At 39.3% G+C, this 20,857-nt stretch carries 18 protein-coding genes; 9 read left to right on the top strand and 9 right to left on the bottom strand.

The features are described from left to right. Window positions 1-19: 19 nt before the first annotated feature. Together ACFSKL_RS15245 and ACFSKL_RS15240 are read left to right on the top strand one after the other, a co-directional pair. Window positions 20-508: a YkgJ family cysteine cluster protein gene (locus tag ACFSKL_RS15245; RefSeq protein ID WP_376887184.1), complete on the top strand. Its 489-nt coding sequence runs from the start codon at window positions 20-22 to the stop codon at window positions 506-508. A 48-nt stretch (window positions 509-556) separates the two neighbouring features. Further along, a complete protein-coding gene (locus ACFSKL_RS15240) occupies window positions 557-1,483 on the top strand; it encodes an ROK family protein (protein ID WP_376887183.1) in 927 nt (308 codons plus the stop codon). Window positions 1,484-1,587: 104 nt separating this feature from the next. Here the strand turns inward: ACFSKL_RS15240 and ACFSKL_RS15235 are convergent, their stop codons facing one another. Together ACFSKL_RS15235 and ACFSKL_RS15230 are read right to left on the bottom strand one after the other, a co-directional pair. Continuing rightward, window positions 1,588-1,974 (bottom strand): hypothetical protein, encoded by a 387-nt coding sequence (locus tag ACFSKL_RS15235; protein WP_376887181.1) that lies wholly within the window; start codon window positions 1,972-1,974, stop codon window positions 1,588-1,590. Continuing rightward, window positions 1,967-3,217 (bottom strand): sterol desaturase family protein, encoded by a 1,251-nt coding sequence (locus tag ACFSKL_RS15230; protein WP_376887180.1) that lies wholly within the window; start codon window positions 3,215-3,217, stop codon window positions 1,967-1,969. The genes ACFSKL_RS15235 and ACFSKL_RS15230 overlap by 8 nt, the downstream gene beginning before the upstream one ends. A gap of 125 nt (window positions 3,218-3,342) precedes the next feature. Here ACFSKL_RS15230 and ACFSKL_RS15225 point away from each other — a divergent pair, with 125 nt between their 5' ends. Genes ACFSKL_RS15225 through ACFSKL_RS15210 form a run of 4 tightly spaced genes read left to right on the top strand, consistent with a single transcriptional unit; the run spans window position 3,343 to window position 9,157 of the window. Further along, complete coding sequence (locus tag ACFSKL_RS15225) at window positions 3,343-3,843, top strand: DNA topoisomerase IV (protein WP_376887179.1); 501 nt, start codon at window positions 3,343-3,345, stop codon at window positions 3,841-3,843. A gap of 30 nt (window positions 3,844-3,873) precedes the next feature. Further along, on the top strand, window positions 3,874-5,772 hold the full coding sequence (locus tag ACFSKL_RS15220; protein WP_376887178.1) for a DNA topoisomerase IV subunit B: 1,899 nt from the start codon (window positions 3,874-3,876) through the stop codon (window positions 5,770-5,772). Between the two features lie 37 nt (window positions 5,773-5,809). After that, window positions 5,810-8,446, top strand: coding sequence for a DNA gyrase/topoisomerase IV subunit A (locus ACFSKL_RS15215; protein WP_376887177.1), 2,637 nt, complete (start codon window positions 5,810-5,812; stop codon window positions 8,444-8,446). 27 nt (window positions 8,447-8,473) lie between these two features. Further along, a complete protein-coding gene (locus tag ACFSKL_RS15210) occupies window positions 8,474-9,157 on the top strand; it encodes a TrmH family RNA methyltransferase (protein ID WP_376887175.1) in 684 nt (227 codons plus the stop codon). A 555-nt stretch (window positions 9,158-9,712) separates the two neighbouring features. On the opposite strand, the gene ACFSKL_RS15205 is transcribed toward ACFSKL_RS15210, so the two are convergent. From ACFSKL_RS15205 to ACFSKL_RS15190, 4 genes are all read right to left on the bottom strand, one after another. Then, window positions 9,713-11,590: a CocE/NonD family hydrolase gene (locus tag ACFSKL_RS15205; protein WP_376887174.1), complete on the bottom strand. Its 1,878-nt coding sequence runs from the start codon at window positions 11,588-11,590 to the stop codon at window positions 9,713-9,715. A 55-nt stretch (window positions 11,591-11,645) separates the two neighbouring features. Continuing rightward, window positions 11,646-12,143: a hypothetical protein gene (locus ACFSKL_RS15200; RefSeq protein ID WP_376887172.1), complete on the bottom strand. Its 498-nt coding sequence runs from the start codon at window positions 12,141-12,143 to the stop codon at window positions 11,646-11,648. Window positions 12,144-12,362: 219 nt separating this feature from the next. Beyond that, window positions 12,363-12,935 (bottom strand): hypothetical protein, encoded by a 573-nt coding sequence (locus ACFSKL_RS15195; RefSeq protein WP_376887170.1) that lies wholly within the window; start codon window positions 12,933-12,935, stop codon window positions 12,363-12,365. A 123-nt stretch (window positions 12,936-13,058) separates the two neighbouring features. Further along, window positions 13,059-13,775 (bottom strand): hypothetical protein, encoded by a 717-nt coding sequence (locus tag ACFSKL_RS15190; RefSeq protein ID WP_376887169.1) that lies wholly within the window; start codon window positions 13,773-13,775, stop codon window positions 13,059-13,061. A 65-nt stretch (window positions 13,776-13,840) separates the two neighbouring features. On the opposite strand from ACFSKL_RS15190, the gene ACFSKL_RS15185 reads away from it, so the two are divergent. Both ACFSKL_RS15185 and ACFSKL_RS15180 read left to right on the top strand, forming a co-directional pair. Continuing rightward, window positions 13,841-14,371 carry a HEAT repeat domain-containing protein gene (locus ACFSKL_RS15185; protein ID WP_376887168.1) on the top strand — a complete coding sequence of 177 codons (531 nt, stop codon included), beginning with the start codon at window positions 13,841-13,843 and terminating at the stop codon, window positions 14,369-14,371. A 36-nt stretch (window positions 14,372-14,407) separates the two neighbouring features. Beyond that, window positions 14,408-15,025 carry a hypothetical protein gene (locus ACFSKL_RS15180; protein ID WP_376887167.1) on the top strand — a complete coding sequence of 206 codons (618 nt, stop codon included), beginning with the start codon at window positions 14,408-14,410 and terminating at the stop codon, window positions 15,023-15,025. 100 nt (window positions 15,026-15,125) lie between these two features. On the opposite strand, the gene hrpB is transcribed toward ACFSKL_RS15180, so the two are convergent. The 3 genes from hrpB to ACFSKL_RS15165 all read right to left on the bottom strand — a co-directional run bounded on the left by hrpB (window position 15,126) and on the right by ACFSKL_RS15165 (window position 19,713). After that, window positions 15,126-17,606, bottom strand: coding sequence for an ATP-dependent helicase HrpB (hrpB, locus tag ACFSKL_RS15175; protein WP_376887166.1), 2,481 nt, complete (start codon window positions 17,604-17,606; stop codon window positions 15,126-15,128). A 94-nt stretch (window positions 17,607-17,700) separates the two neighbouring features. After that, on the bottom strand, window positions 17,701-18,216 hold the full coding sequence (locus tag ACFSKL_RS15170) for a DUF2911 domain-containing protein (protein WP_376887165.1): 516 nt from the start codon (window positions 18,214-18,216) through the stop codon (window positions 17,701-17,703). Window positions 18,217-18,567: 351 nt separating this feature from the next. Then, the gene (locus ACFSKL_RS15165) at window positions 18,568-19,713 is read right to left on the bottom strand and encodes a Gfo/Idh/MocA family protein (RefSeq protein ID WP_376887164.1); all 1,146 of its coding nucleotides are present in this window, start codon (window positions 19,711-19,713) and stop codon (window positions 18,568-18,570) included. Window positions 19,714-20,398: 685 nt separating this feature from the next. On the opposite strand from ACFSKL_RS15165, the gene ACFSKL_RS15160 reads away from it, so the two are divergent. Beyond that, a complete protein-coding gene (locus ACFSKL_RS15160; RefSeq protein WP_376887163.1) occupies window positions 20,399-20,857 on the top strand; it encodes a (2Fe-2S)-binding protein in 459 nt (152 codons plus the stop codon).

Genomic DNA, 20,857 nt, shown 5'->3' with positions numbered 1-20,857 from the left:
TATTAAGTAAATATTCGAAATGGATTTAGAAAATTTTACAAAGAAGAGTAAGGCGGAATATAGCAATAACAAAAAGACAAAGGACCGCTTGAAAAACATCAAATCTAAAAATCTTGACCAGATGTTTGAGAAGTCCCATGATCTGAAATTTGAAAAAATCGATTGTCTTTCATGTGCCAACTGCTGCAAAACAACCAGCCCTATTTTTATCCAGACTGATATCGATCGTCTGGCAAAGCTTTTTAGGATGAAATCTTCAGAGTTTATCGATACTTATTTGTTTAGGGATGATGATGGGGATTATGTTTTGAAAAGTTCCCCCTGTCCTTTTCTAAATGCAGACAATACTTGTTTTGTATATCAAGAAAGGCCAAAGGCATGTAGGGAATATCCCCATACCAATCGGAAAAATATGCACGGAATTTTGAATTTAACCCTTCAAAATACACTGGTATGCCCGGCAGTTTTCGAAATATTTCAAGACTTTGGCAAAGATTTTAGGAAGTAAAGCTAAGTCTTTGCTATTTTAGGCCTCTAAACCTATTGAAGAATAACTATGAATAATACAGATGAGCATTTTTTAGGTGTGGACGTAGGAGGTACACATTTGAAAATCGGCCTAGTCAACAAGAAAGGTGAAATAGTCTCTTTTGACAAAGAGGATACCACACCTTATAGAGATGATCCAAGGGGGTTCAATCCATGCTTTATAGAAGGTGTCGGGAAATATCTCAAAAAGTATCCTGAAGTCAAGAAAGTAGGGATCGGGCTACCGGGCCTAATTTCCAAAGATAGGACTACCACGCTGGAAATCCCTGCAATCCCCGCATTGAATGGTTTCAATTTGAAGCAGGGACTTTTGGATAAATATCCCGATGTCAAATTTTACTTGGAAAATGATGCCGCAGCTGCTGCATTGGGCGAGTATAGATATGGGACTTCCAATCCATCGGACAATTTCCTGTTTATCACTATGGGGACAGGTATTGGCAGTGCTGTGATCATGGATGGAGAAGTCTTCAAGGGCTCTAGGGGAAATGCCATGGAAATGGGGCACATGCTATCCAGGGGAAATGAAGGGTTGGAACGAATCATTGGCAGGGATGGGATATTGCGCATCATGGACAGAATGATCCGTGCATATCCAGATTTGGCCGGGGAACTGGTAGGACAGGAATTGGGTACACACCTACTCGTAGATACTGCCAAAAAAGGCAATCAGGTTTCTTTGATGGTTTTTGAAGAAGTCGCAAGGGTTTTGGGCGAAGCAATCGTTTCGACAATCCGGATTTTGGATGTGACCGAAGTTTATTTTGGTGGTGGGATTTCAGCAGGCTTGGAATTTATGATGCCAGCTTTGGACAAAACAGTCAGACAGTTTTTGACCAAATACTATGTTGATGACTTGAAATTGACAAAAGCTACATTAGAAAACAATGCAGGCACCTTGGGTGCTGCGGCGTTGTGTTTTATGGAAGAGTAAAAATTGACTAAAATCTGAACAGGATTTATTTACCCTATATTTAAAAGATTTATTTCAACGAAATAAAAAAGCCTTTGAAAATGATTTTCAAAGGCTTTAATTTTTTATGGCTCCAATCTACTGATTGTAACTTCACTGACTTTATTGATGGCATTGAGCCGAAACATTACTTTTAATGGCTGTTTTGATGCATCATGTGCATCACAATTATCACTTGGCTCCAAAAAGTAAAAGAAGAAACTCTGGCTTTTGTCAACAAGCATCACCCGATCGGGTCTTCCAAAAGTTTTGATCAATTCCTGGTTGTTGGCACCCAAAAAATCATTCTTGATCTTTTGGAATTCTTCAAGTTGCTGGATTCTCAATCCATTGCATCCATACCTGTCTTTCTTCCAATTTACCAGGTCTATATCGCCAACTTCCAATTTTCCCGAACATGAAATTACACTAAAAACAAAAGCAATAAGAAGAAAGGATTGTATGTTACGCATGTTGCTGATTATTGTGAATGGATTTTTGGAAGTTTTTGACTACAGTTTTATTTTTCCAAAGCCAAAAGTAAGAGGAGAATCCATACATAGAAAGCACAATGCCGATTATATTTTGAGGTAAGAAATCCAAGGCGATAAACCAAGCGGTCACAATAAACAAAGCTATCCTGACTATTTCCTGTATATGGTACCAGCGACTTTGTTCAAAAACACCTGAAAAACTTACCGTACTCCATATGATCAAAGTAGAAAGCCCAACTTTCATCATCCAATCAAAGTTTTCCAAATTGAATAAAAAATAAGCAGTCAAGCCCATCAAAATTGCGTATTGATAAAAAACATAGAAATTCAGTGCTTTGGGTACTGTTGTGTCAAATTTCCGGTAATTTTCGTCCACATCCTTCACAGCACGGTATCCTCCGAGGTATTCAGGCAGCCAACCTGGTTTGTTGAACAAATACCTGATTTTATCAAGCCAATTTGGGATTTGCTTCATTTCTTCTTTCATATTCGCATAGTGTGCCAAATTGACCCAGACAGGATTCCAACTATTTACAGGTACTGTAATGCCATAAGTTGGTTTTTCTTCTTCTTCCTGAAATGTACCAAACCATTTGTCGAAAATGATGAAGGTACCACCATGGTTCTTGTCAATGTATTTTGGGTTTCTGCCATGATGTACGCGGTGATGCGAGGGGGTATTCATGAACTTTTCCAGAAAACCCATTTTGCCAATCACTTCTGTATGGATCCAAAACTGATAGAGTAAGTTCAAACCCGAAACCAAAACCAAGAATACAGGATCAAAGCCAAGGAATGCCAACGGTAGATAGAAGAAGAATGTCCAAACCGTCTGCGTCGAACTTTGCCTCAGGGCTACCGAAAGATTGTATTCTTCACTGGAGTGGTGGACCACATGTCCTCCCCAAAAAAGGTTGATTTCATGTGATTTTCTATGTGCCCAATAATAGCAAAAATCATAGAGGAAGAATAGAAGGAAAAATGTCCAAATATTGTTTGGAACCTCAAAGAATGCAAAACGTTCATAAAGGAAGGAATATACTCCGATAGAAAGTACTTTGATAAAAACCCCCGAAACCTGGGAAACTACTCCGAGATTGATATTGGTAATGGCATCATTCATTCGGTAGCTCGGATTTTTTTGAAATCTCAACACAAGCAACTCAATTCCCATCAAAATAAAATATATTGGGATGGCAATTATAACGGGACTCAGATTCATCTTACTTTCAGGTTATTGGGTTAATTCTTCATGAAAACTACTTATAAAATCTCAATAAAGGAAAAAAACGATTCGATTTTGCTAAGCATAAATCTTTATATTAGCGCCTTAAAACTATCATCATTATGTATTACCGTTTTGGAAAAGTATTTCATTTTATATCAGTTCTGATATTTACCTTCTCATTCTTATATATCTATGCCTCATTATCGGAAATAGTAGCGTATCAATTGGATGAAAATGGTGGATTTCTGAAAAGTGTCCCAAAAGAAACATTCTTTTATTCTGGAATTATCTTGTTTATAATTTTGAATGTGATCATGATTGTTCCAGGGAAAATGATCGAAAACGGAAGTACAGTTAGCCTCAAAAGGATTTTTCCCAAGGGGGAATATTTGACTGATGTCATGATAGCTTGGATTTACAGCTTTGGGGGCATCATCAATATTTCACTGATGATCATGGCATTGTTTGTTCATAGCATCAACAACCAAAATGAAATAAGTTCAAATCAATTCAGCTTCTTTTTCTATCTGATACCAGTCTTGTTGGTGATCTGGATAGGAGGACTGTTCTGGATTTTGGTTCAGAAGTTCAAATCCGTACAATCCAACTCATTATTATAATATCCAATAATCTTAGTATAACTATATCAAATGGCAGAAAACGTTCAATATACCGAAGACAGTATAAAATCGCTTGATTGGAGAGAGCACATCAGGCTGAGACCGGGGATGTATATCGGAAAGCTTGGTGATGGTAGTGCACATGATGATGGGATCTATGTATTGGTCAAGGAGGTTCTCGACAACAGTATCGATGAACACATGATGGGATATGGCCGGACCATAGACATCAAGATCTCTGAGCATAAAGTGGAAGTGCGGGATTATGGAAGGGGAATTCCTTTGGGAAAAGTCATCGACTGTGTTTCCAAGATCAATACCGGTGGGAAATACGATTCAGGTGCCTTCCAAAAATCCGTGGGATTGAATGGAGTCGGTACAAAAGCCGTCAATGCACTCTCTGATTATTTCAAAGTACAATCCTACAGGGATGGAGAGACGAAAATTGCGGAGTTTGAAAAAGGGATTCTTAAAGAAGACAGGAAGATTGAGAAATCATCAGATAGGAATGGAACCAAAATCATCTTCACCCCTGATGCAGGGGTTTTCAAAAACTACCATTTTATTCCGGAGTATTTGGAAAACCAGATTTGGAATTATGCATTCTTGAATGCAGGTTTGAATATAAATTTCAATGGAAAAAAATATTTCTCCGAAAAAGGTCTTTTTGATTTATTGAGCAGAAAAGTAGACGAAGAAAGCGCCCGATATCCGATCATCCACTTAAAAGGGAATGATATTGAGGTAGCCATCACGCATAGCAACCAGTATGGGGAAGAATATTATTCTTTTGTCAATGGACAGTTTACGACACAAGGAGGGACTCACTTGGCTGCTTTTAGGGAAGCCATTGTAAAGACCGTGAGGGAATTTTACAAAAAAGATTATGATGCTTCCGATATCCGACAAAGTGTCGTAGCAGCCATTGCGGTGAGAGTACAGGAGCCTGTGTTTGAATCCCAGACCAAGACAAAATTGGGTTCCCAGACTATTGGTGGAGATGGCCCTACATTGAGGACATTTGTCAATGATTTCCTGAAAACGGAACTGGATAATTATCTACATAAGAATCCGGCGGTTGCAGATGCTTTGCTCAAGCGGATCTTACAATCTGAGAGAGAGCGAAAAGAAATCTCGGGTATCAAGAAGCTTGCAAATGAAAGGGCAAAGAAAGCAAACCTGCACAACAAAAAACTGAGGGATTGTAGGGTGCATTATGATGATGCAAAGGGTGATGAAGAAAAGAAAAACAACACCATGCTTTTTCTCACAGAAGGGGATTCAGCTTCTGGATCAATCACAAAGTCAAGGGATGTACAGACACAGGCAGTGTTTTCATTGCGAGGGAAGCCTTTGAATTGCTTTGGAATGACCAAAAAAGTGGTTTATGAAAATGAAGAATTCAACCTCCTTCAGCATGCCCTCAACATAGAAGATGGAATAGAGAATCTAAGATATAGAAAGATTGTCATCGCAACTGATGCCGATGTGGATGGCATGCATATTCGCTTGCTGATCATGACCTACTTTCTTCAATTTTTCCCTGATCTGGTGAAAAATGGGCATTTGTACATCTTGGATACACCGCTATTCAGGGTGAGGAATAAGAAGGAAACGATCTACTGCTATACCGATGAAGAGCGCCAGAGGGCAATCCACAAACTTGGAAAGACAGCTGAAATCACAAGATTCAAAGGTTTGGGAGAGATTTCACCGGGTGAATTCGGGACATTTATAGGGGAGGATATCCGATTGGAGCCGATCATCCTGAACAAGGAAACCAAAATAGCAGACCTATTGGGTTTCTACATGGGCAAAAATACTCCAGATAGACAGACATTTATCATTGACAATTTGAAGATTGAAAAGGATATTGTCCACAATGATCCTGAAAAAGACCAAAAGGAAAACGAGGAAGAGGCGGCATAAGGTAAAGCAGTAGACAAGTAATTCAAAATATTAAGTAATGAGTGATCAAATCAACGATAAACCGGAGGACAAAGAAGGCAGTCTACATGAATCGATCCCAGTGACAGGAATGTACAAAGATTGGTTTTTGGATTATGCTTCCTATGTAATCTTAGAAAGAGCGGTACCTGCAATTGAAGATGGACTGAAGCCTGTACAGCGCAGGATTCTCCATTCCATGAAAGAGATGGATGATGGCCGATTCAATAAGGTTGCCAACATCATTGGTCAATCAATGCAATATCACCCCCATGGTGACCAATCCATAGGGGATGCCATCGTCAATTTGGGCCAAAAGGAATTATTGATAGAGACCCAAGGAAACTGGGGCGATATCAGGACTGGTGATGGTGCAGCTGCTTCCCGATACATAGAAGCCAGGCTATCCAAATTTGCTTTGGAAGTAGTCTTCAATCCGCAGACGACAGAATGGCAATTGTCCTACGATGGCAGGAAAAAAGAACCAGTGACACTGCCTGTAAAATTCCCGCTTTTGCTGGCACAGGGAGTGGAAGGTATTGCTGTGGGACTTTCCACCAAAATCTTACCCCATAACTTTATTGAATTGATCAATGGGTCGATTCAGATACTACAAGGAGAGCGCCCATATCTCTTACCGGATTTCCCAACAGGTGGTTTGGCTGATTTTTCAGAATACAATGAAGGACAAAGAGGTGGTCGTGTAAAGGTTCGAGCAAGGATTGAAGAAGGTGAGAATAAAACGCTTTTAATCAAAGATATACCATTTGGTACTACAACAAATTCATTGATCGAATCCATTATCAAAGCCAATGATAAAGGGAAGATCAAAATCAAGAAAGTCGTAGATAATACTGCCAAAGATGTAGAGATACAAATCCAATTGGCACCTGGTCAGTCTCCGGATATGACCATTGATGCTTTGTATGCATTCACTGATTGTGAAGTCAGCATCTCGCCAAATGCCTGTGTGATTATCCAAGACAAGCCTGTATTTCTTTCTGTCAATGACATTCTCCAATACAATACCAAGCAGACCAAAGAACTCCTCAAAAGGGAGTTGGAGATCAGGAAAGCTGAGTTGATGGAGAAATTGCTTTTCTCTTCATTGGAGAAAATCTTTATCGAGAACAGAATATATAGGGATATTGAGGAATGTGAAACTTGGGATGCTGTGATCGCAACAATCGATAAAGGATTGGAGCCATTTAAGCCTGATTTTTACAGAGAAATCACGACCGAGGATATCATTAGGCTGACTGAGATCAAAATCAAGAGAATCTCCAAATTCGATGCATTCAAGGCTGATGAATTGATGCGTAAATTGGAAGAGGAGCTGAAGGAGGTAAACTACAACCTGAAGCACCTTACAGCTTATGCCATCAAATACTATGAAAACTTGTTGGTAAAATATGGGAAAGGAAGAGAGAGAAAGACTGAAATCAGGACTTTTGACCAGATCGAAGCAAATGTAGTCGCTGCCAACAATGCCAAACTGTATGTGAATAGAGTGGATGGATTTGTGGGGTATGGTTTGAAGAAGGACGAATTTGTCTGTGATTGTTCTGATTTGGATGATATCATCGTATTCAGAAAAGATGGCAAATGCATCGTCAGTAGGATTCAGGAAAAAGGATTTGTAGGAAAAGACATCCTCCATGTGGCTGTGTTCCGAAAAGGGGATGAGAGAATGACCTATAATCTGATCTATTTGGATGGTACTACCGGTAGGGCAATGGTCAAAAGATTCCAAGTATTGGCAGTCACCAGGGATAGAGAATATGAACTTACCAAAGGGACAAAAGGATCAAAGGTCCTATATTTCACAGCCAATCCAAATGGGGAAGCCGAGATTGTGACGGTCTACCTTACCCAAGGTGCAAAAGCCAGGGTCAAAGTATTTGATTTTGACTTTAGTTCAATTGAGATCAAGGGAAGAGGTGCAGGTGGAAATATCATGACAAGGTATCCAATCAGGAAGATCCAACTCAAAATGGAAGGGGTATCCACCTTAGGCGGTCTCAACATCTATTTCGATAGATCTGTAGGTAGGTTGAATACGGACCAAAGGGGAGTTTTGATCGGCAATTTCTTGGGTGAGGATAAAATCATCGTATTCTATAAAAATGGGGAATATGAATTGACAACCTTTGAACTGACTAATCGCTATGAAGCGCAAAATGTACTTCTGATCGAAAAATTCGATTCCCAAAAAGTGGTTTCCGCAATTTATTATGATGGAATTTCCAAGACTTACTTTGTCAAGAGGTTCTTGGTAGAAACATCCACCATCAATAAGAAATTCAGCTTTATTTCTGATCATAAGCAATCCTATCTGAAGATCGTTTCCACTGAAAAGCAGCCTCAAGTAAAAGCGAAAATCCAGAAAGGCAAAGAGCAGGAAGAGAATGAATATGATTTGGACATGTTGATCGATGTGAAAGGATGGAAGTCGGTAGGGAATAAATTCTCCTCACACCAAATCCTGGAAATGGAATTGATCCAACCAAAAAAAGAAGCTGAACCTCAGGTCGACAACCAGGAAAACACAGGTGAAGATGCCGATTCGGATGATACTGATGAATCATTGGAAGTCGGTTCCACCATTGATCTGAAGATCAATAAAGAGGATGAGGATCAATTGGGATTGTTTTAGCCATCAGTCCTTGAACTGAAATCGAATATGGATGCAATTGAAAAAGAATTTCTAACCTATCTGAGTGGTTATATCACACCACATAAATTGGCTTTGATGGAAGAAATTCTTTCCAAAAGAACCCGATATTTCACAGTTGTCTTGGAAGATATCTATAAGCCACATAATGCTTCAGCCGTTCTTAGGACGGCTGATTGCTTTGGTATCCAGGATGTATATATCATCGAGAAGAGCCAAGAGTACAAAGTCAATCCGTATGTGACCAGAGGGGCAGCCCAGTGGGTAGATATCCATAGATATAGTAATTATGGAGGAAATGCAGTGACTTGTTGTGTCTCAGACCTGAAGCGCAATGGCTTTAAAATCTACGCAACCAGTCCCAGGGCAGAAAGCATCTCGATACATGACCTGAAGGTAGATGAAAAAATCGCCTTGGTATTTGGGAATGAACACGAGGGTGTGAGTGAAGAGATGATTTCACAGGCTGATGGCTTGGTACATATCCCAATGGATGGTTTTACCGAGAGCTTCAATATTTCCGTAGCTGCTTCCATTTTTCTGTTTGATCTTCAGCGAAAAGCATCGGAACTGGATATCCCAGATTTTTATATTCATGAATCAGAAAAAGAAATTTTAAGGTCAAAATGGTATAGAGAGATCGTGAAATATTCAGAAATCCACGAGAAAGAGTTTTTCAAAAATTATAAGTAGTTTTTATCGGGGGAATCCCATTTCTCTACGAAGTTGGCAAGGCCAATGCCTCTGTGTGTAGCTTTATGATTTAGAGGTGTTCATTGATGATTTTCAAACTCAGTGATTTTTTTTAGGAGGGTTAGAGCCCTTAATTCTTCGTAGAAAAAGAAGTTCGATTTATGGGGGTTAAGGGGCGTAGTCCTGTTTCTAAATTCTTATAGGATTTTTTAACCAAAGAATTCAGGGCTACGCCCCTCGTGGGCTGGAGGGTAGGAATTTGCTACGAAGAAGACAGGGCTAACGCCCCTTCTTGGGAATGATGGTATTATTTCTTTTTGAAGTTGTTCAGGTCTGTGAAAAAAACTTCCGTTCTGATTCCTCTATTGGTATTTGTCTTTGATTTGATATAAGGGGCAGAGCCCTTAGTTCTTCGTAGAGAAAGATGTTCGATTTATGGGGTTTAAGGGGCGTAGCCCTGTTTTCTAAATTCTTATAGGATTTTTTAACCAAAGAATTCAGGGCTACGCCCGTTGATATGATTTTGCAACGAAGATGGTAGGGTCAAATCCCTTTTCATTTCTTCTTCATGATCGGTAAGGTGATACTGCTGGGATATTTGCTGGAATGGTGGATATTATTCGTGGCTATGATTCCCTCTGTTTCATCGTAGGTATTGCCACCGGTATTCATATTCCTGTCAAACCTCGGGAAGTTGGAAGAAGATACTTCTATCCTGATCCTGTGTCCTTTGTCAAAATAGTTGGACGTGGACATTGGTGTCATATTTACTTCGTAAACTTTGCCTTTCTCCATAAATACTTCCTTTTCATATCCTTCCCTGTATCGGACTCTCTGTATGGTTTCATCCAAGTTGTAAGCACTTCCATCAGGATATACATCGATCAGCTTGATCGTCAAATCCGTGTCTTTGACATCGGTGGAAAGGTATAGTTTGGATTCTATAAACCCGCTGATCTCGACACCTTCTTCGAGAACATCGGATGTATAGACTAGGATATCTTCCCTCAATTCCATTTCCTGTTGATCCCAAGAACCACCTTGGATGGCATTTCCGGTACAGCAGACATTGCCTCCGTAAGAATTTACGGGATTCATCGGGTCGTATCTGAATGTGTCAGGATTGTCTTTGCTTGGTTTCTTTTTGGAAAGCGTCCCATCTCCCAATCTTGAGTTTGCTTTCCCTTTGCTATCGAGATAGAAAGTCGTCATCTGGGCTTCTTTTGGAGGCCAGGTGTCTGAAGATTGCCACTTATTGGAGCCCATGGTGAAATACTGGACTTTCGGCATTTCTTCCTTGATACTGTTCTTTTCATCCTTCAACCAAAAGTCAAACCATGCATAGGTCAGTTCATTGTAATTCAATCTGGCATCTCCCACAGATCTTTCCCCAACGATGGTATTATCTGTAGCTCTGGTATAGGCACAATGTAGGGTAGGGGCAATCACCAAGTATTGGTTTTCTCTGATTTTCGGATCTTTTGCATTATCCCTGATATGGTTGTACATCGCCAAATTGGGGCTTGTTGCGACATCATACCAGGAAACAAACCAGAAACTTGGCTTTTCAAATTCCATATCATCATGAAAAAGACCACCTTCATACCATTTTGGGTCATTCGGTTTACGGGTGATCATTTCTTCGTAAATGCCTTTTGGGCCATTCACATTTTTGATTATATCCTGGATTGGCAAATGGCTCAATCCTTCTTTCCAATCTACCCTTGGGTATCTAGGCGCCATGTCATAGAATTTCTGCAATCTCAACAGATCTTCCTGTTCTATACCTTCAGGCAATCTCGGTGCCATAGGGTCATGTTGGGTGCTATAAAGCCAAGTGGTGAAAAGCATCTGACCAGCACCGCCACGATACCAGTTTCCTTGTTCATAATAGTCTCCGATTCTTCCTACCCCGGCACCATAGCCTTGGGGTATCAATGCAGCATGTGCCGGGTGATCCATAGCCGCTACGGCCATTTGCCATTCGGCAGTAGAAGAACAGCCGATCGTTCCAATTTTCCCATTGCTCCAGGGTTGTTCTGCCATCCAATCGAATGCATCATAACCATCTGTCAGTGGTGTGCCAAGGATATCCCATTCCCCTTCGGAAAAGAATCTTCCCCTTTCATTTTGGACTACAAATGCATATCCTTTCTGAACTGCTTCCAAGGCACTTTGTAGTGTTCTGGTAGTGAGTTCACCATCCCTATAGGAATTGAAGTTATAGGGGGTTCTAGAAAAAATTATGGGGACTGGATCGTCACCCTTTGGACGATAAATATCAGTGGCCAAACGTACCCCATCACGCATGGGCATCATGACTTTTTGGTCTATAATCGCAATTTCGTCAAGTTGCTGTAGAACCGATTTTTCTTGGGCAAATACAGAACCCCAAAGCAAAACCAATATAGGTAAGTAATATAATTTTTTCATAGGATTTATGAATTAGGTGGGATATATGAACTTGACAAACTTCAATAACAGCATTCTATTTCTGGATTTCAATTCTATACAATTTTATTTCTACCTTATCTTTTAACATTTCATAAATATTATAATCTCCATTAATGTTCTTTTCTACTAGTCTAAATTTTTTTGTGGTTAAATACTTAAATTCACCAATTTTTTTAATTTCTAAGATTCTTGATTCGATCATTTCTAAAACATGGGCAGGATCAAAAGTTTCGTAGGGAAAATTGATATTGTAATCTAATCTTGACATCGTATTTAAAGCATCAGAAAGATTTCCTTCTGACTGCTTCTTTATTCCATCTCGATAAATAACATCTCCATTATAAATTATCTCGAATTCATATGTTGTTTGGTTTTTTAAAAAAGACGCTTCTAAAATATCTTTTTCTGGTTTTGAAAAAGAACTTGTATGTTTTGGGAACAATTCGGAAGGATCAATTTCACTTCTTATAATTTCTTGTCCAAAAGCATTAGAAAATATACCAAAAAGTAATAGAGCAAATAAGGTTTTCATATGGAGTATGTTTTACGTACTATAATAATTCAAAAATAAATTTAAGGATTTTATTTAGTCCTACTTTGTCAAATTTAAAAAGATGCTAAACCTGACAGATTTATTGATCAAAAAATCATTAAAAATACATTCAGAGCTGAAAACCTGTCAGGTTGCGAGCCTCATGCATTAACTTGACAGAGAAGGGTTAGTTCTAAAATTATTATACCTTCGTAAAATTTAATTTCTTTTAAACTTTTCCCTAACTCCCTCAAAAATTGGCGTTCGGTTTTTACGACGCTTCTCACGTGCTTTTTTCCTTCTCTTCTTGTCTTGAACTTTACTCTTTACTAGGACTGTTCTCGCAGAAATCCCAACTTGCCCCCTATAAAACTCTTCCCTTCCTGACATGTTGAAATTAGGCTTGTAGTCAAGTGAAATAGTGGTGTTCAGCACAGTCATTTCTAAACCTGCTATCAAATCCACTCCATTGGTATTGTTGCCATAGGTGGTAATGATCTCCATTGTAGCTGGGTTTTTCACGCGGCTTTCTTCCCAGCCAAGGGAGTAGCCTAATCCAAAGTAATAATTGAACCTTTTGGAAATAATCGGTTTGTGTTTTTCCAACAAGAGATGCATCGTGGTATTTCTACTGAAATCCGACTGGATAATACCTTCTATTGTAGCGTGTTTCAAGATTCTTTGCTGGGCTGTGATCCCAACAGTCCTGCCAAAATCATTTGAGCCTAACCTCAAACCAGCAGCGGTTCCATAGCGCTGCCCAAAAGCATTGTTACCTAAAAAAACACCCATAAAAATAAGTGATAAAAAGATGTGTTTTGGATTCATTCTAAAATTAAAGAGGTTGTTACAAATTAATGTTTTTGAGCTTTAAATATAAGTTCTTGATTTGGCTCAATAACTATTCCATATTCTCTACCAGTCATCATTGAGATCATCCTGTGGCTCATCGGAAGGTGCTGTTTTTTCCAAAAATTCACTATAGTAAGGGGCTCCACTTTCAGAAATCCTGATTTCTGATTGGAGCAAGAATTTATTGGTAGCAGTCAATTCCTCAAAAGTTGGATTTTGGATATGCTTTGGGATCTTGAAGATCCTGGGGTCCTGCTTGTCAAATGGTGTTTTGATTTTACCTCCATAAAAATACGGGATAAGGGTATCAGAACAACTGATGCCTATTTTGTCAATCCTAAATTCTTCGAAATGTTCCTGCAAACGCTGATTGATCTCTTCAAAGAATTCCAATGTTTCCTGTAACCTGACCCTTGAACCTGCCCTTGACTTTCCTTTGGTTTTCAGGTGTTTGATTTGGCTTTTCCCCTGCTTTTTTCTTGTCATATATGCACGGAAAACTTTGTGTTGATGGCATTCAAAATTTTCAAAAATCCCTACCGATGCAATTCCCGATCGAATCATGACCAAGACATAATTTCTGAATTCTGCATGTATGGGAGTTTCTTTGATTTTATCATAATCCATATCCAATGGCAATCGGATTTTTACCAATACTGAATTGGCCAGCAAAAAATCAAGTTGGTGCTTTTTATCATTATATTCGCAAATAGCTCCTTTGGATTTCATAAAAGGGATAAAATTGAAAATCAATCTATTATCAAACCCAACTGTTCTCATCGTAAAATATATTAATAAAGACTTTAGAATGGTCTTATATTTGTGAAACACTAAAGTATAAAAGCATGGATAATAAAATACCATATCTCCTGGAAAAAATGTGCGATAAGTCCGAAAACGAGGCTTATGATTATGCAGACAAGTTAGCTGAGATAGGTACCGAAGAGGTGGTTGACCAGTTGATAGAAATCATCAAAGGAGATGATCTTGACAATGCTTACTTGGCAGCCAGGGCATTGGGGAAAATCGAAAACAATCAAAAAGCCCTTGATCCACTTTTGGAAGTGATTCATGACAGTGGCAATAAAAATAAAAACGGACAGTTTGTCCAAGCACTTGAAGGTTTTGACTTGAGCAATAAGTTTGTGGATTTATTCAGGGTTTACCTTTTTGGGAACTTCAAATCTTCAAATTTGGCTAAACACTATTTAGATTATGTAGAGTTTGACCTGACACCAAGAGTCCTCAAAAAAGCAGAAAAACATTGGAACCATTTTGAGAATAATGTATCAAAGGAGAGTGATGATTACCTGATGAAAAAAGATGAAGTAGAAACAATCTTCCAAGAAATAAAAAATCTGTTTTCTGAAGAATGAGAAACTTATCTTAAAAAAGGAAGTTAAAATAAGTATATGGAAACCAATCAGATGATATCACTTCACGAAGGTTTTTTTGAAGAGTATGGGTTTGTTTTAGATCCTGATACGCTTCATTATACCAAATTATTTGCTGAAGGTAAACAATTGATCTTTTTCCACCATGTACAAAATCCGGATGCAAATTACATAGAATATCAGTTAGGAATCAGGTTTGATGCTGTTGAAAAAATAATCAATGAATTTTTGCCATCTTTGGGAGACTTCAAAGAAAGAAGTGTAACCCATATAGCGACCTTGGACCAGATCAACCAGAAGATGTCCAAAAGATATTTTCTTGAAGATGATTTTGAGATAAATGAGATTTTTAAGAAAATGGAAGTTTTTTTTATTGAAGAAGGCTTTGAGTGGTTGGATTTTTATTCCATCCCTCAAAATCTTGAAAATTTATTCAATAAAAATCCCGATCAGGAATTGACTACCCAGAACTTTACCTACAGGTCTGCCAGAGCTATTACACTCTGTAAACTTTATAACGAATCTGAATATGAAAACACAAAAAAAGCATATTTGGGTAAACTGGAGGAAATGATGGTCACTCCATTTACCCTGGCTACTTTTTTGAACTTACTGGGATACCTAGAGGACTTGTAGGAAGTCAGTGTTTATACGTCTTCTTGCCAGGCTTCAAACAAACACCAGTGTTTTATGGATTCCTAAATGAAAGATCTACTGTCAAGCAATTATTCATATTCTATTTTTTCTTTACTCCTCTCACTGCACTTGCCTCCAAAGGGTTTTCAGGCCAGGAGTGTTTTGGATAACGTCTTTTGAGTTCCTTTTTTACCTCGAAATAGGTGTTGTTCCAAAAACTTCTCAAATCTTCAGTTACCTGTACAGGTTTGAAACCTGGAGACAACAGGTGTAGACGAAGATTTATTTGCTTGTCGTTGACTTTTGGGGTTTCCAACCAACCAAAAACTTCCTGTAACCTCACAGCCAAAACAGGGGCTTCCCCATGTGCTGAATATTCGATTTTGATGTGGCTTCCACTGGGGACTTCTATTTTTTGGGGAACTAGATCGTTGAATAGATTTTGTTGCTCAAAGCTGAGTGAATGGTATAAAATAGAAACCAAATCCAGTTTTTTGAAATCCTCAGGTTTACGGACTTCGGCTAAATAGGGTCCCAGTATACTTTTGTGGTTGGATATTATTGCTTCAGTAGACCAATCTGGCCATTTTTCTGTGGGTCTCCATTTTCTGATGCTCTGCATCCGGGCTTGGAGTTCCATTACTTTATCCGAAAAGTCCAGAAGTTTGTTGCCTTCCTGATGGAGTGCATGGGACAATGCTTCCATCAGATCATCCTCGGAGAGATCTTTGATAGGGGTGGAGCGAAGGACGATGCTGCCTATACTGAGATCCAAGCTAGCAATCAAACCTCCCTTTTTACTATCCCAAAGAACTTTCCTTTTTTCTTTGACAAACGGCGCAAGGTCTTTTGGATTGAGTGGAGATGCCAAAAACACTTTTCCCATACCATCTCTCGCATCTATATGGGAAATAGCCAACCAAGGATCGTGTGCCAAGTCATCTTTATGGCCAATCATGGCTATTTTTCCATTTGCCAACTGAAACTGTGCATTGTTCCCCGGTCTTGCATAGGCTATCCTTTCTGGATATGCCAAAGCGATCAAAGATCCAGTTTCGTATGAATCAACCATTGAATTGTCTACATCCGCTTTGAATAGCCTTCGGTAATTGGATGCTATTTTCTCGATTTTATTGAGTCCTTTGACCGACAATCCTTCTTTTCTTGCCCTTCTCAAAGCTTCTATTCTGAGGTTGATGTCCACTCCGGTATCGGGAGCCAAAGGATCCCTTTCCTCCAACAAACCAGCGATATCGGTTGCCAAGGATATTTTGTCTTCATTTTCTGCAATTACCAACATGTGTGCTATCCTTGGATGTGCAGGAATCGCATGGATTTTTTTGCCATGTGGAGTGATTTTGCCATTTTCGATGGCATTCAATTGGTTCAAAATATCAAATGCCTGTGCCAATGTACCGGATGGAGGAGGAGTGAGCCAAGTAAGTTCCCTGATGTCCTTGATTCCCCATTCCAACATATCCAATACCAAAAATGCCAAATCTGCCTCCAATATCTCCGGAGTTCTAAAATCAGCAAGATTGCCATGTGTAGCTTTAGACCATAACCTGTAGCAAGTCCCAGGTTGGAGCCTTCCGGCACGCCCAGCCCGTTGATCTGCTGAGTCTTTGGCAATCCGGATTGTCTCAAGCCTGCTCAATCCTGACTTTGGGTCAAATTTCGATGTCCTTCCATATCCGGAATCTATCACTATGGTGATTCCCTCAATCGTCAAACTTGTCTCGGCAATAGAAGTAGATAGCACCACCTTTCTTTTGCCGGATTTATTGGGCATGATGGCTTGATATTGGGCTGTTGGGGAGAGTTGTCCATAAAGTGGATGGATAGAGAAATCTTTGAGCTGTTTTCGCAGGATTGCTTCTGTTTTCTTTATTTCACCTTGGCCGGGCAAAAATACAAGAATGTCACCCGAATCTTTTTTACTCGCATCGATGACATTTTTCGCAACCATTTCTGGCATTAACCAGGGGTCAATATCTCCGCTGTAATGGATGTCAACAGGAAACATCTTTCCTTCACTGGATATAACAGGGGCATTGAGCAAAGTGGAAAGCTGTGGCATGTCCAAAGTGGCAGACATGACCATTATCCTCAGGTCTGGCCGTAATAATTGCTGGGCTTCCCTACAGAGTGCCATCGCCACATCGGCATGGATATTTCTTTCATGAAATTCATCAAAAATAACCAAGCCAACATCCTCCAACGCATTGTCAGAATGGAGCATTCTTGTTAGAATTCCCTCAGTCAATACTTCTAGTCGGGTATTTTCGGAGACTTGACTTTCGAATCTAATCCTATAGCCTATTTTTTGACCAACTTTCTCACCAATCAATTCCGACATTCTCTGGGCAATAGATTTGGTCGCCAACCTTCTTGGCTCCAGCATCAGTATCTTTTTCCCCTTCAAAAAGGGTTGATCCAATAGGGCAAGAGGTAAAAGTGTACTCTTTCCAGCTCCTGGAGGCGCATGGACGATGAGGGTATTGTTGGTAATCAATTCTTGTTGGACCTGCGGAATAATTTCCCGTACGGGTAGGTCTATTGTAAATGGATCAAAGCTCAAAATCTTCTAATTTTACGGCAAAGATAAAAAAATCCGCTTTCCGAGCTTGAAAAACAAGTCAGAAAGCGGAGTTAAATAATTCAGTTCTTAACTTTTATTCAATTCTTGCTGCAGCTCTGCCGTATTCCCAACGAACTTCAAATCCAGAATCTGTGATTTCATAGACCAATCTTTCTTCCAAAGTTGAGCTTTGGCCAGAAGGAACACTTACCCTTAAGGCATCTTCAGCTTGGTCATAGGAATAAGCTCCCCACTGCTTTGCTACCTTGTTGAATATAAACGTGGACTCCATTTCTCCTGGAATTATGAAAAAACTGTATTTTCCAGCAGCCAATTCTTTCCCCTGGACTTTTACATCTTTGCTAAACTCAATAGTCGTTGCATCATTTGCTCCTGCTCTCCATATTTGTCCAAGCGGAACCAGTTCACCCCAAATAGTTCTTCCTTTTACAGCAGGACTGCTGTAATTGATAGTGATCTTTGCACCATTGATTTCCCCTTCGGCAGTTTTTGCCGGACTTGGCTTTTCATCTTGGGCAGATGCAAAAAGGCTTACCGTAGTGAACAATAATGCCAACAAGCCGAATTTCTTAAAGATTGATTGTTTCATGTTTTTATTTGAGTTAATACGAGTTTTTTTAAACTATTGAAAGTTAGTTTGTTTTGGTGTTTATTGCAAGAGATTATTTTACAGCCAACATTATCGCTGAACTCAGTCAAAAATTCACCAACCCTAAACTTTCTCTTCCCAATCCATACTTGCAGTAGGAAATAACTTTTAACAATTTCGAAATTCAATCCCTTCGAGGGTTTGAATTTTATCACCATTGGACTGTGTCCCCACAGACCAATCCACCAAATTGGACAACCTTCGAAGATTTTTGGAAAAAGCGATTTCCTGATAAATGCAGGTACAATAGAGTGGATATAAAATAATATTCCATACCCACCCTCATATCAATTAGATCTTCACCCAAGCCTGTTTTCTATGGCTTTCGATGATTCGCTCGCAGATCAGCAACTCCCTAAGCCCATCTTCAAAAGTAGGGAATGATGGGGCAGAAGGTTGCTTTCCTTCCCTAACAGCAGCATAGACTTCCTTAAACATCTGCTTGGACGTGTCCGGGAAGCCCTCATTGTGTCCACCAGGAAAACTGATCAGCCTAGCTGCTTCCATCGAAAACAAGGCAGGATCTTTCATCAGTTGTTGATTTGCTGTTTCCCTTTTTCCAATCCACATTTCATTGGGTTTTTCTGAACACCATTCAAAATTGGACTTGCTTCCTGCAATTTCTATATTCAAACGGTTTTTTCTACCTGCATTCACTTGGGACACAGTGACAGAGCCCTTATTTCCGTTATCAAACCTCAGCATTACCGTAGCATGGTCTTCTGTATTGATAGGGACTTCTTCATAATCTGATGGGCTTAATATCTTGCCAGAATATGTTTCAATAGCCTTCAAAGGCTTCAATCTAGTCTTGTGGACAGTCGAAAAATCTGCCATCACTTCCGTGATTTTCAATCCTGTCACATATTCAGTCAAATCCAATAAATGGGAACCTATATCTGCGATAGCCCTGGAATCACCTGATTTGTCAGGTTCCAATCTCCAGTTGTAATCTGTTTGCAGAAACAACCAATCTTGGAGATAAGACCCCATGATGCTGTAAATATCACCCAACTCTCCACTTTCCCTCAAGGTCTTCATCTGTCTTACCATAGGATAATAGCGAAGGTTGAAATGAACGGCGTTTACAAGCCCTTTTTCTTTTGCCAAAGCAACCAATTCTTCAGCTTCCTCGATCTTGGTTGCCAAAGGTTTTTCACATACAACATGTTTGCCAGCTAGTAAAGCAGCTTTGGATTGTGAATAATGCAGGAAATTTGGGGTACAAATATGCACAACATCGATGTCTGGATTTTGAAGCATTTCCTCAAAGGTGTAGGCATTCGGAATACCAAGAATTGCTGCTTTTTCTCTTGCTAAATCGATATTGACTTCACAAAGTGCAACAACTTCAATATTTGGCAATCTTCTAAGGGCTTCCAAATGTGCCGGGCCAATGAATCCAGTACCGACAATAGCAGCATTTATTTTTTTCATAATAGGTTTGATTGTTATGTTGATTGATTCGAAATATTAAATATAAGCCAAGATCTTATTTTTACCCTTAATGATTCTGGTTTTTCTTTTGGATAGCGTGCAGATTCCGTAGATATTTTAAGTACAAAGTATGATGTATGAAGTACCAAGAGTTTAGTAGCAGGTTTTAGGTCTTTGTTGATTTGGTCAAAAATCAGTGACGATCAGCTATATCGGTGTCATCAGCGTTCCATCAACTCCAACTTGGATTTCATTTTGAAATAGCTCCCAGATTCCGCAGATTTTCGAGTACAAGGTATCATGTACAAAGTATGGTCAAGAATGACGTAGCAAATATTTAAACCTTCACTATCAAAAAATCAGTGACCATCAGCTCTATCAGTGTCATCAGCGTTCCATCAATTCCAATTGGATTTCATTTTGAAATAGCTCCCAGATTCCGCAGATTTTCGAGTACTAAGTATCATGTACAAAGTATGGTCAAGAATGACGTAACAAGTATTTAAACCTTCACTATCAAAAAAATCAGTGACCATCAGCTTTATCAGTGTCACCCGCGTTCCATCAATTCCATTTAAATTTTATTTATGCGGTTCATCAAATTTCATGGAACTAAGGCGGAGACTGATATAGATAAAACCTATAAATTTCTTAAATTCAATGGCAAAACTAACCGCATCAAGCTATGGCAAATTACAACCTTCGAATCAATGGGAAGAATTATGAAGTAGACGTTGAAGAAGATACTCCGCTGCTCTGGGTGCTGAGAGACCATCTAGGGCTTGTAGGCACCAAATATTCCTGTGGAATAGCCCAATGTGGTGCTTGCACAGTCCATATCAATGGAGAAGCTACTTTTTCCTGTGTTTTGCCTATTTCCAGCATAGAAAATGATAAAATCACTACAATAGAAGGACTTTCCGAAAATGGAGACCATCCAGTTCAAAAAGCATGGAACGAAGTAGATGTAGCCCAATGTGGGTATTGTCAAGCAGGACAAATCATGAATGCAGCTTCATTTTTGAAGAAAACCCCCAAGCCTTCATTGGAGGAAATCGATGAAGCAATGAATAGAAATCTTTGTAGATGTGGTACTTATCATAAAATCCGTGAAGCCGTGGCATTAGCTTCAAAATCCAAATAA

The organism is Belliella marina, assembly GCF_042682445.1.
GTDB lineage: Bacteria > Bacteroidota > Bacteroidia > Cytophagales > Cyclobacteriaceae > Belliella > Belliella marina.
This window is presented reverse-complemented; position numbering and strand designations above follow the sequence as displayed.

Bases quoted from the DNA above. Each gene is read 5' to 3' on its own strand.
- ACFSKL_RS15245 (WP_376887184.1), top strand. From the start codon at position 20: ATGGATTTAGAAAATTTTACAAAGAAGAGTAAGGCGGAATATAGCAAT.
- ACFSKL_RS15240 (WP_376887183.1), top strand. From the start codon at position 557: ATGAATAATACAGATGAGCATTTTTTAGGTGTGGACGTAGGAGGTACA.
- ACFSKL_RS15235 (WP_376887181.1), bottom strand. From the start codon at position 1,974: ATGCGTAACATACAATCCTTTCTTCTTATTGCTTTTGTTTTTAGTGTA.
- ACFSKL_RS15230 (WP_376887180.1), bottom strand. From the start codon at position 3,217: ATGAATCTGAGTCCCGTTATAATTGCCATCCCAATATATTTTATTTTG.
- ACFSKL_RS15225 (WP_376887179.1), top strand. From the start codon at position 3,343: ATGTATTACCGTTTTGGAAAAGTATTTCATTTTATATCAGTTCTGATA.
- ACFSKL_RS15220 (WP_376887178.1), top strand. From the start codon at position 3,874: ATGGCAGAAAACGTTCAATATACCGAAGACAGTATAAAATCGCTTGAT.
- ACFSKL_RS15215 (WP_376887177.1), top strand. From the start codon at position 5,810: ATGAGTGATCAAATCAACGATAAACCGGAGGACAAAGAAGGCAGTCTA.
- ACFSKL_RS15210 (WP_376887175.1), top strand. From the start codon at position 8,474: ATGGATGCAATTGAAAAAGAATTTCTAACCTATCTGAGTGGTTATATC.
- ACFSKL_RS15205 (WP_376887174.1), bottom strand. From the start codon at position 11,590: ATGAAAAAATTATATTACTTACCTATATTGGTTTTGCTTTGGGGTTCT.
- ACFSKL_RS15200 (WP_376887172.1), bottom strand. From the start codon at position 12,143: ATGAAAACCTTATTTGCTCTATTACTTTTTGGTATATTTTCTAATGCT.
- ACFSKL_RS15195 (WP_376887170.1), bottom strand. From the start codon at position 12,935: ATGGGTGTTTTTTTAGGTAACAATGCTTTTGGGCAGCGCTATGGAACC.
- ACFSKL_RS15190 (WP_376887169.1), bottom strand. From the start codon at position 13,775: ATGAGAACAGTTGGGTTTGATAATAGATTGATTTTCAATTTTATCCCT.
- ACFSKL_RS15185 (WP_376887168.1), top strand. From the start codon at position 13,841: ATGGATAATAAAATACCATATCTCCTGGAAAAAATGTGCGATAAGTCC.
- ACFSKL_RS15180 (WP_376887167.1), top strand. From the start codon at position 14,408: ATGGAAACCAATCAGATGATATCACTTCACGAAGGTTTTTTTGAAGAG.
- ACFSKL_RS15170 (WP_376887165.1), bottom strand. From the start codon at position 18,216: ATGAAACAATCAATCTTTAAGAAATTCGGCTTGTTGGCATTATTGTTC.
- ACFSKL_RS15165 (WP_376887164.1), bottom strand. From the start codon at position 19,713: ATGAAAAAAATAAATGCTGCTATTGTCGGTACTGGATTCATTGGCCCG.
- ACFSKL_RS15160 (WP_376887163.1), top strand. From the start codon at position 20,399: ATGGCAAATTACAACCTTCGAATCAATGGGAAGAATTATGAAGTAGAC.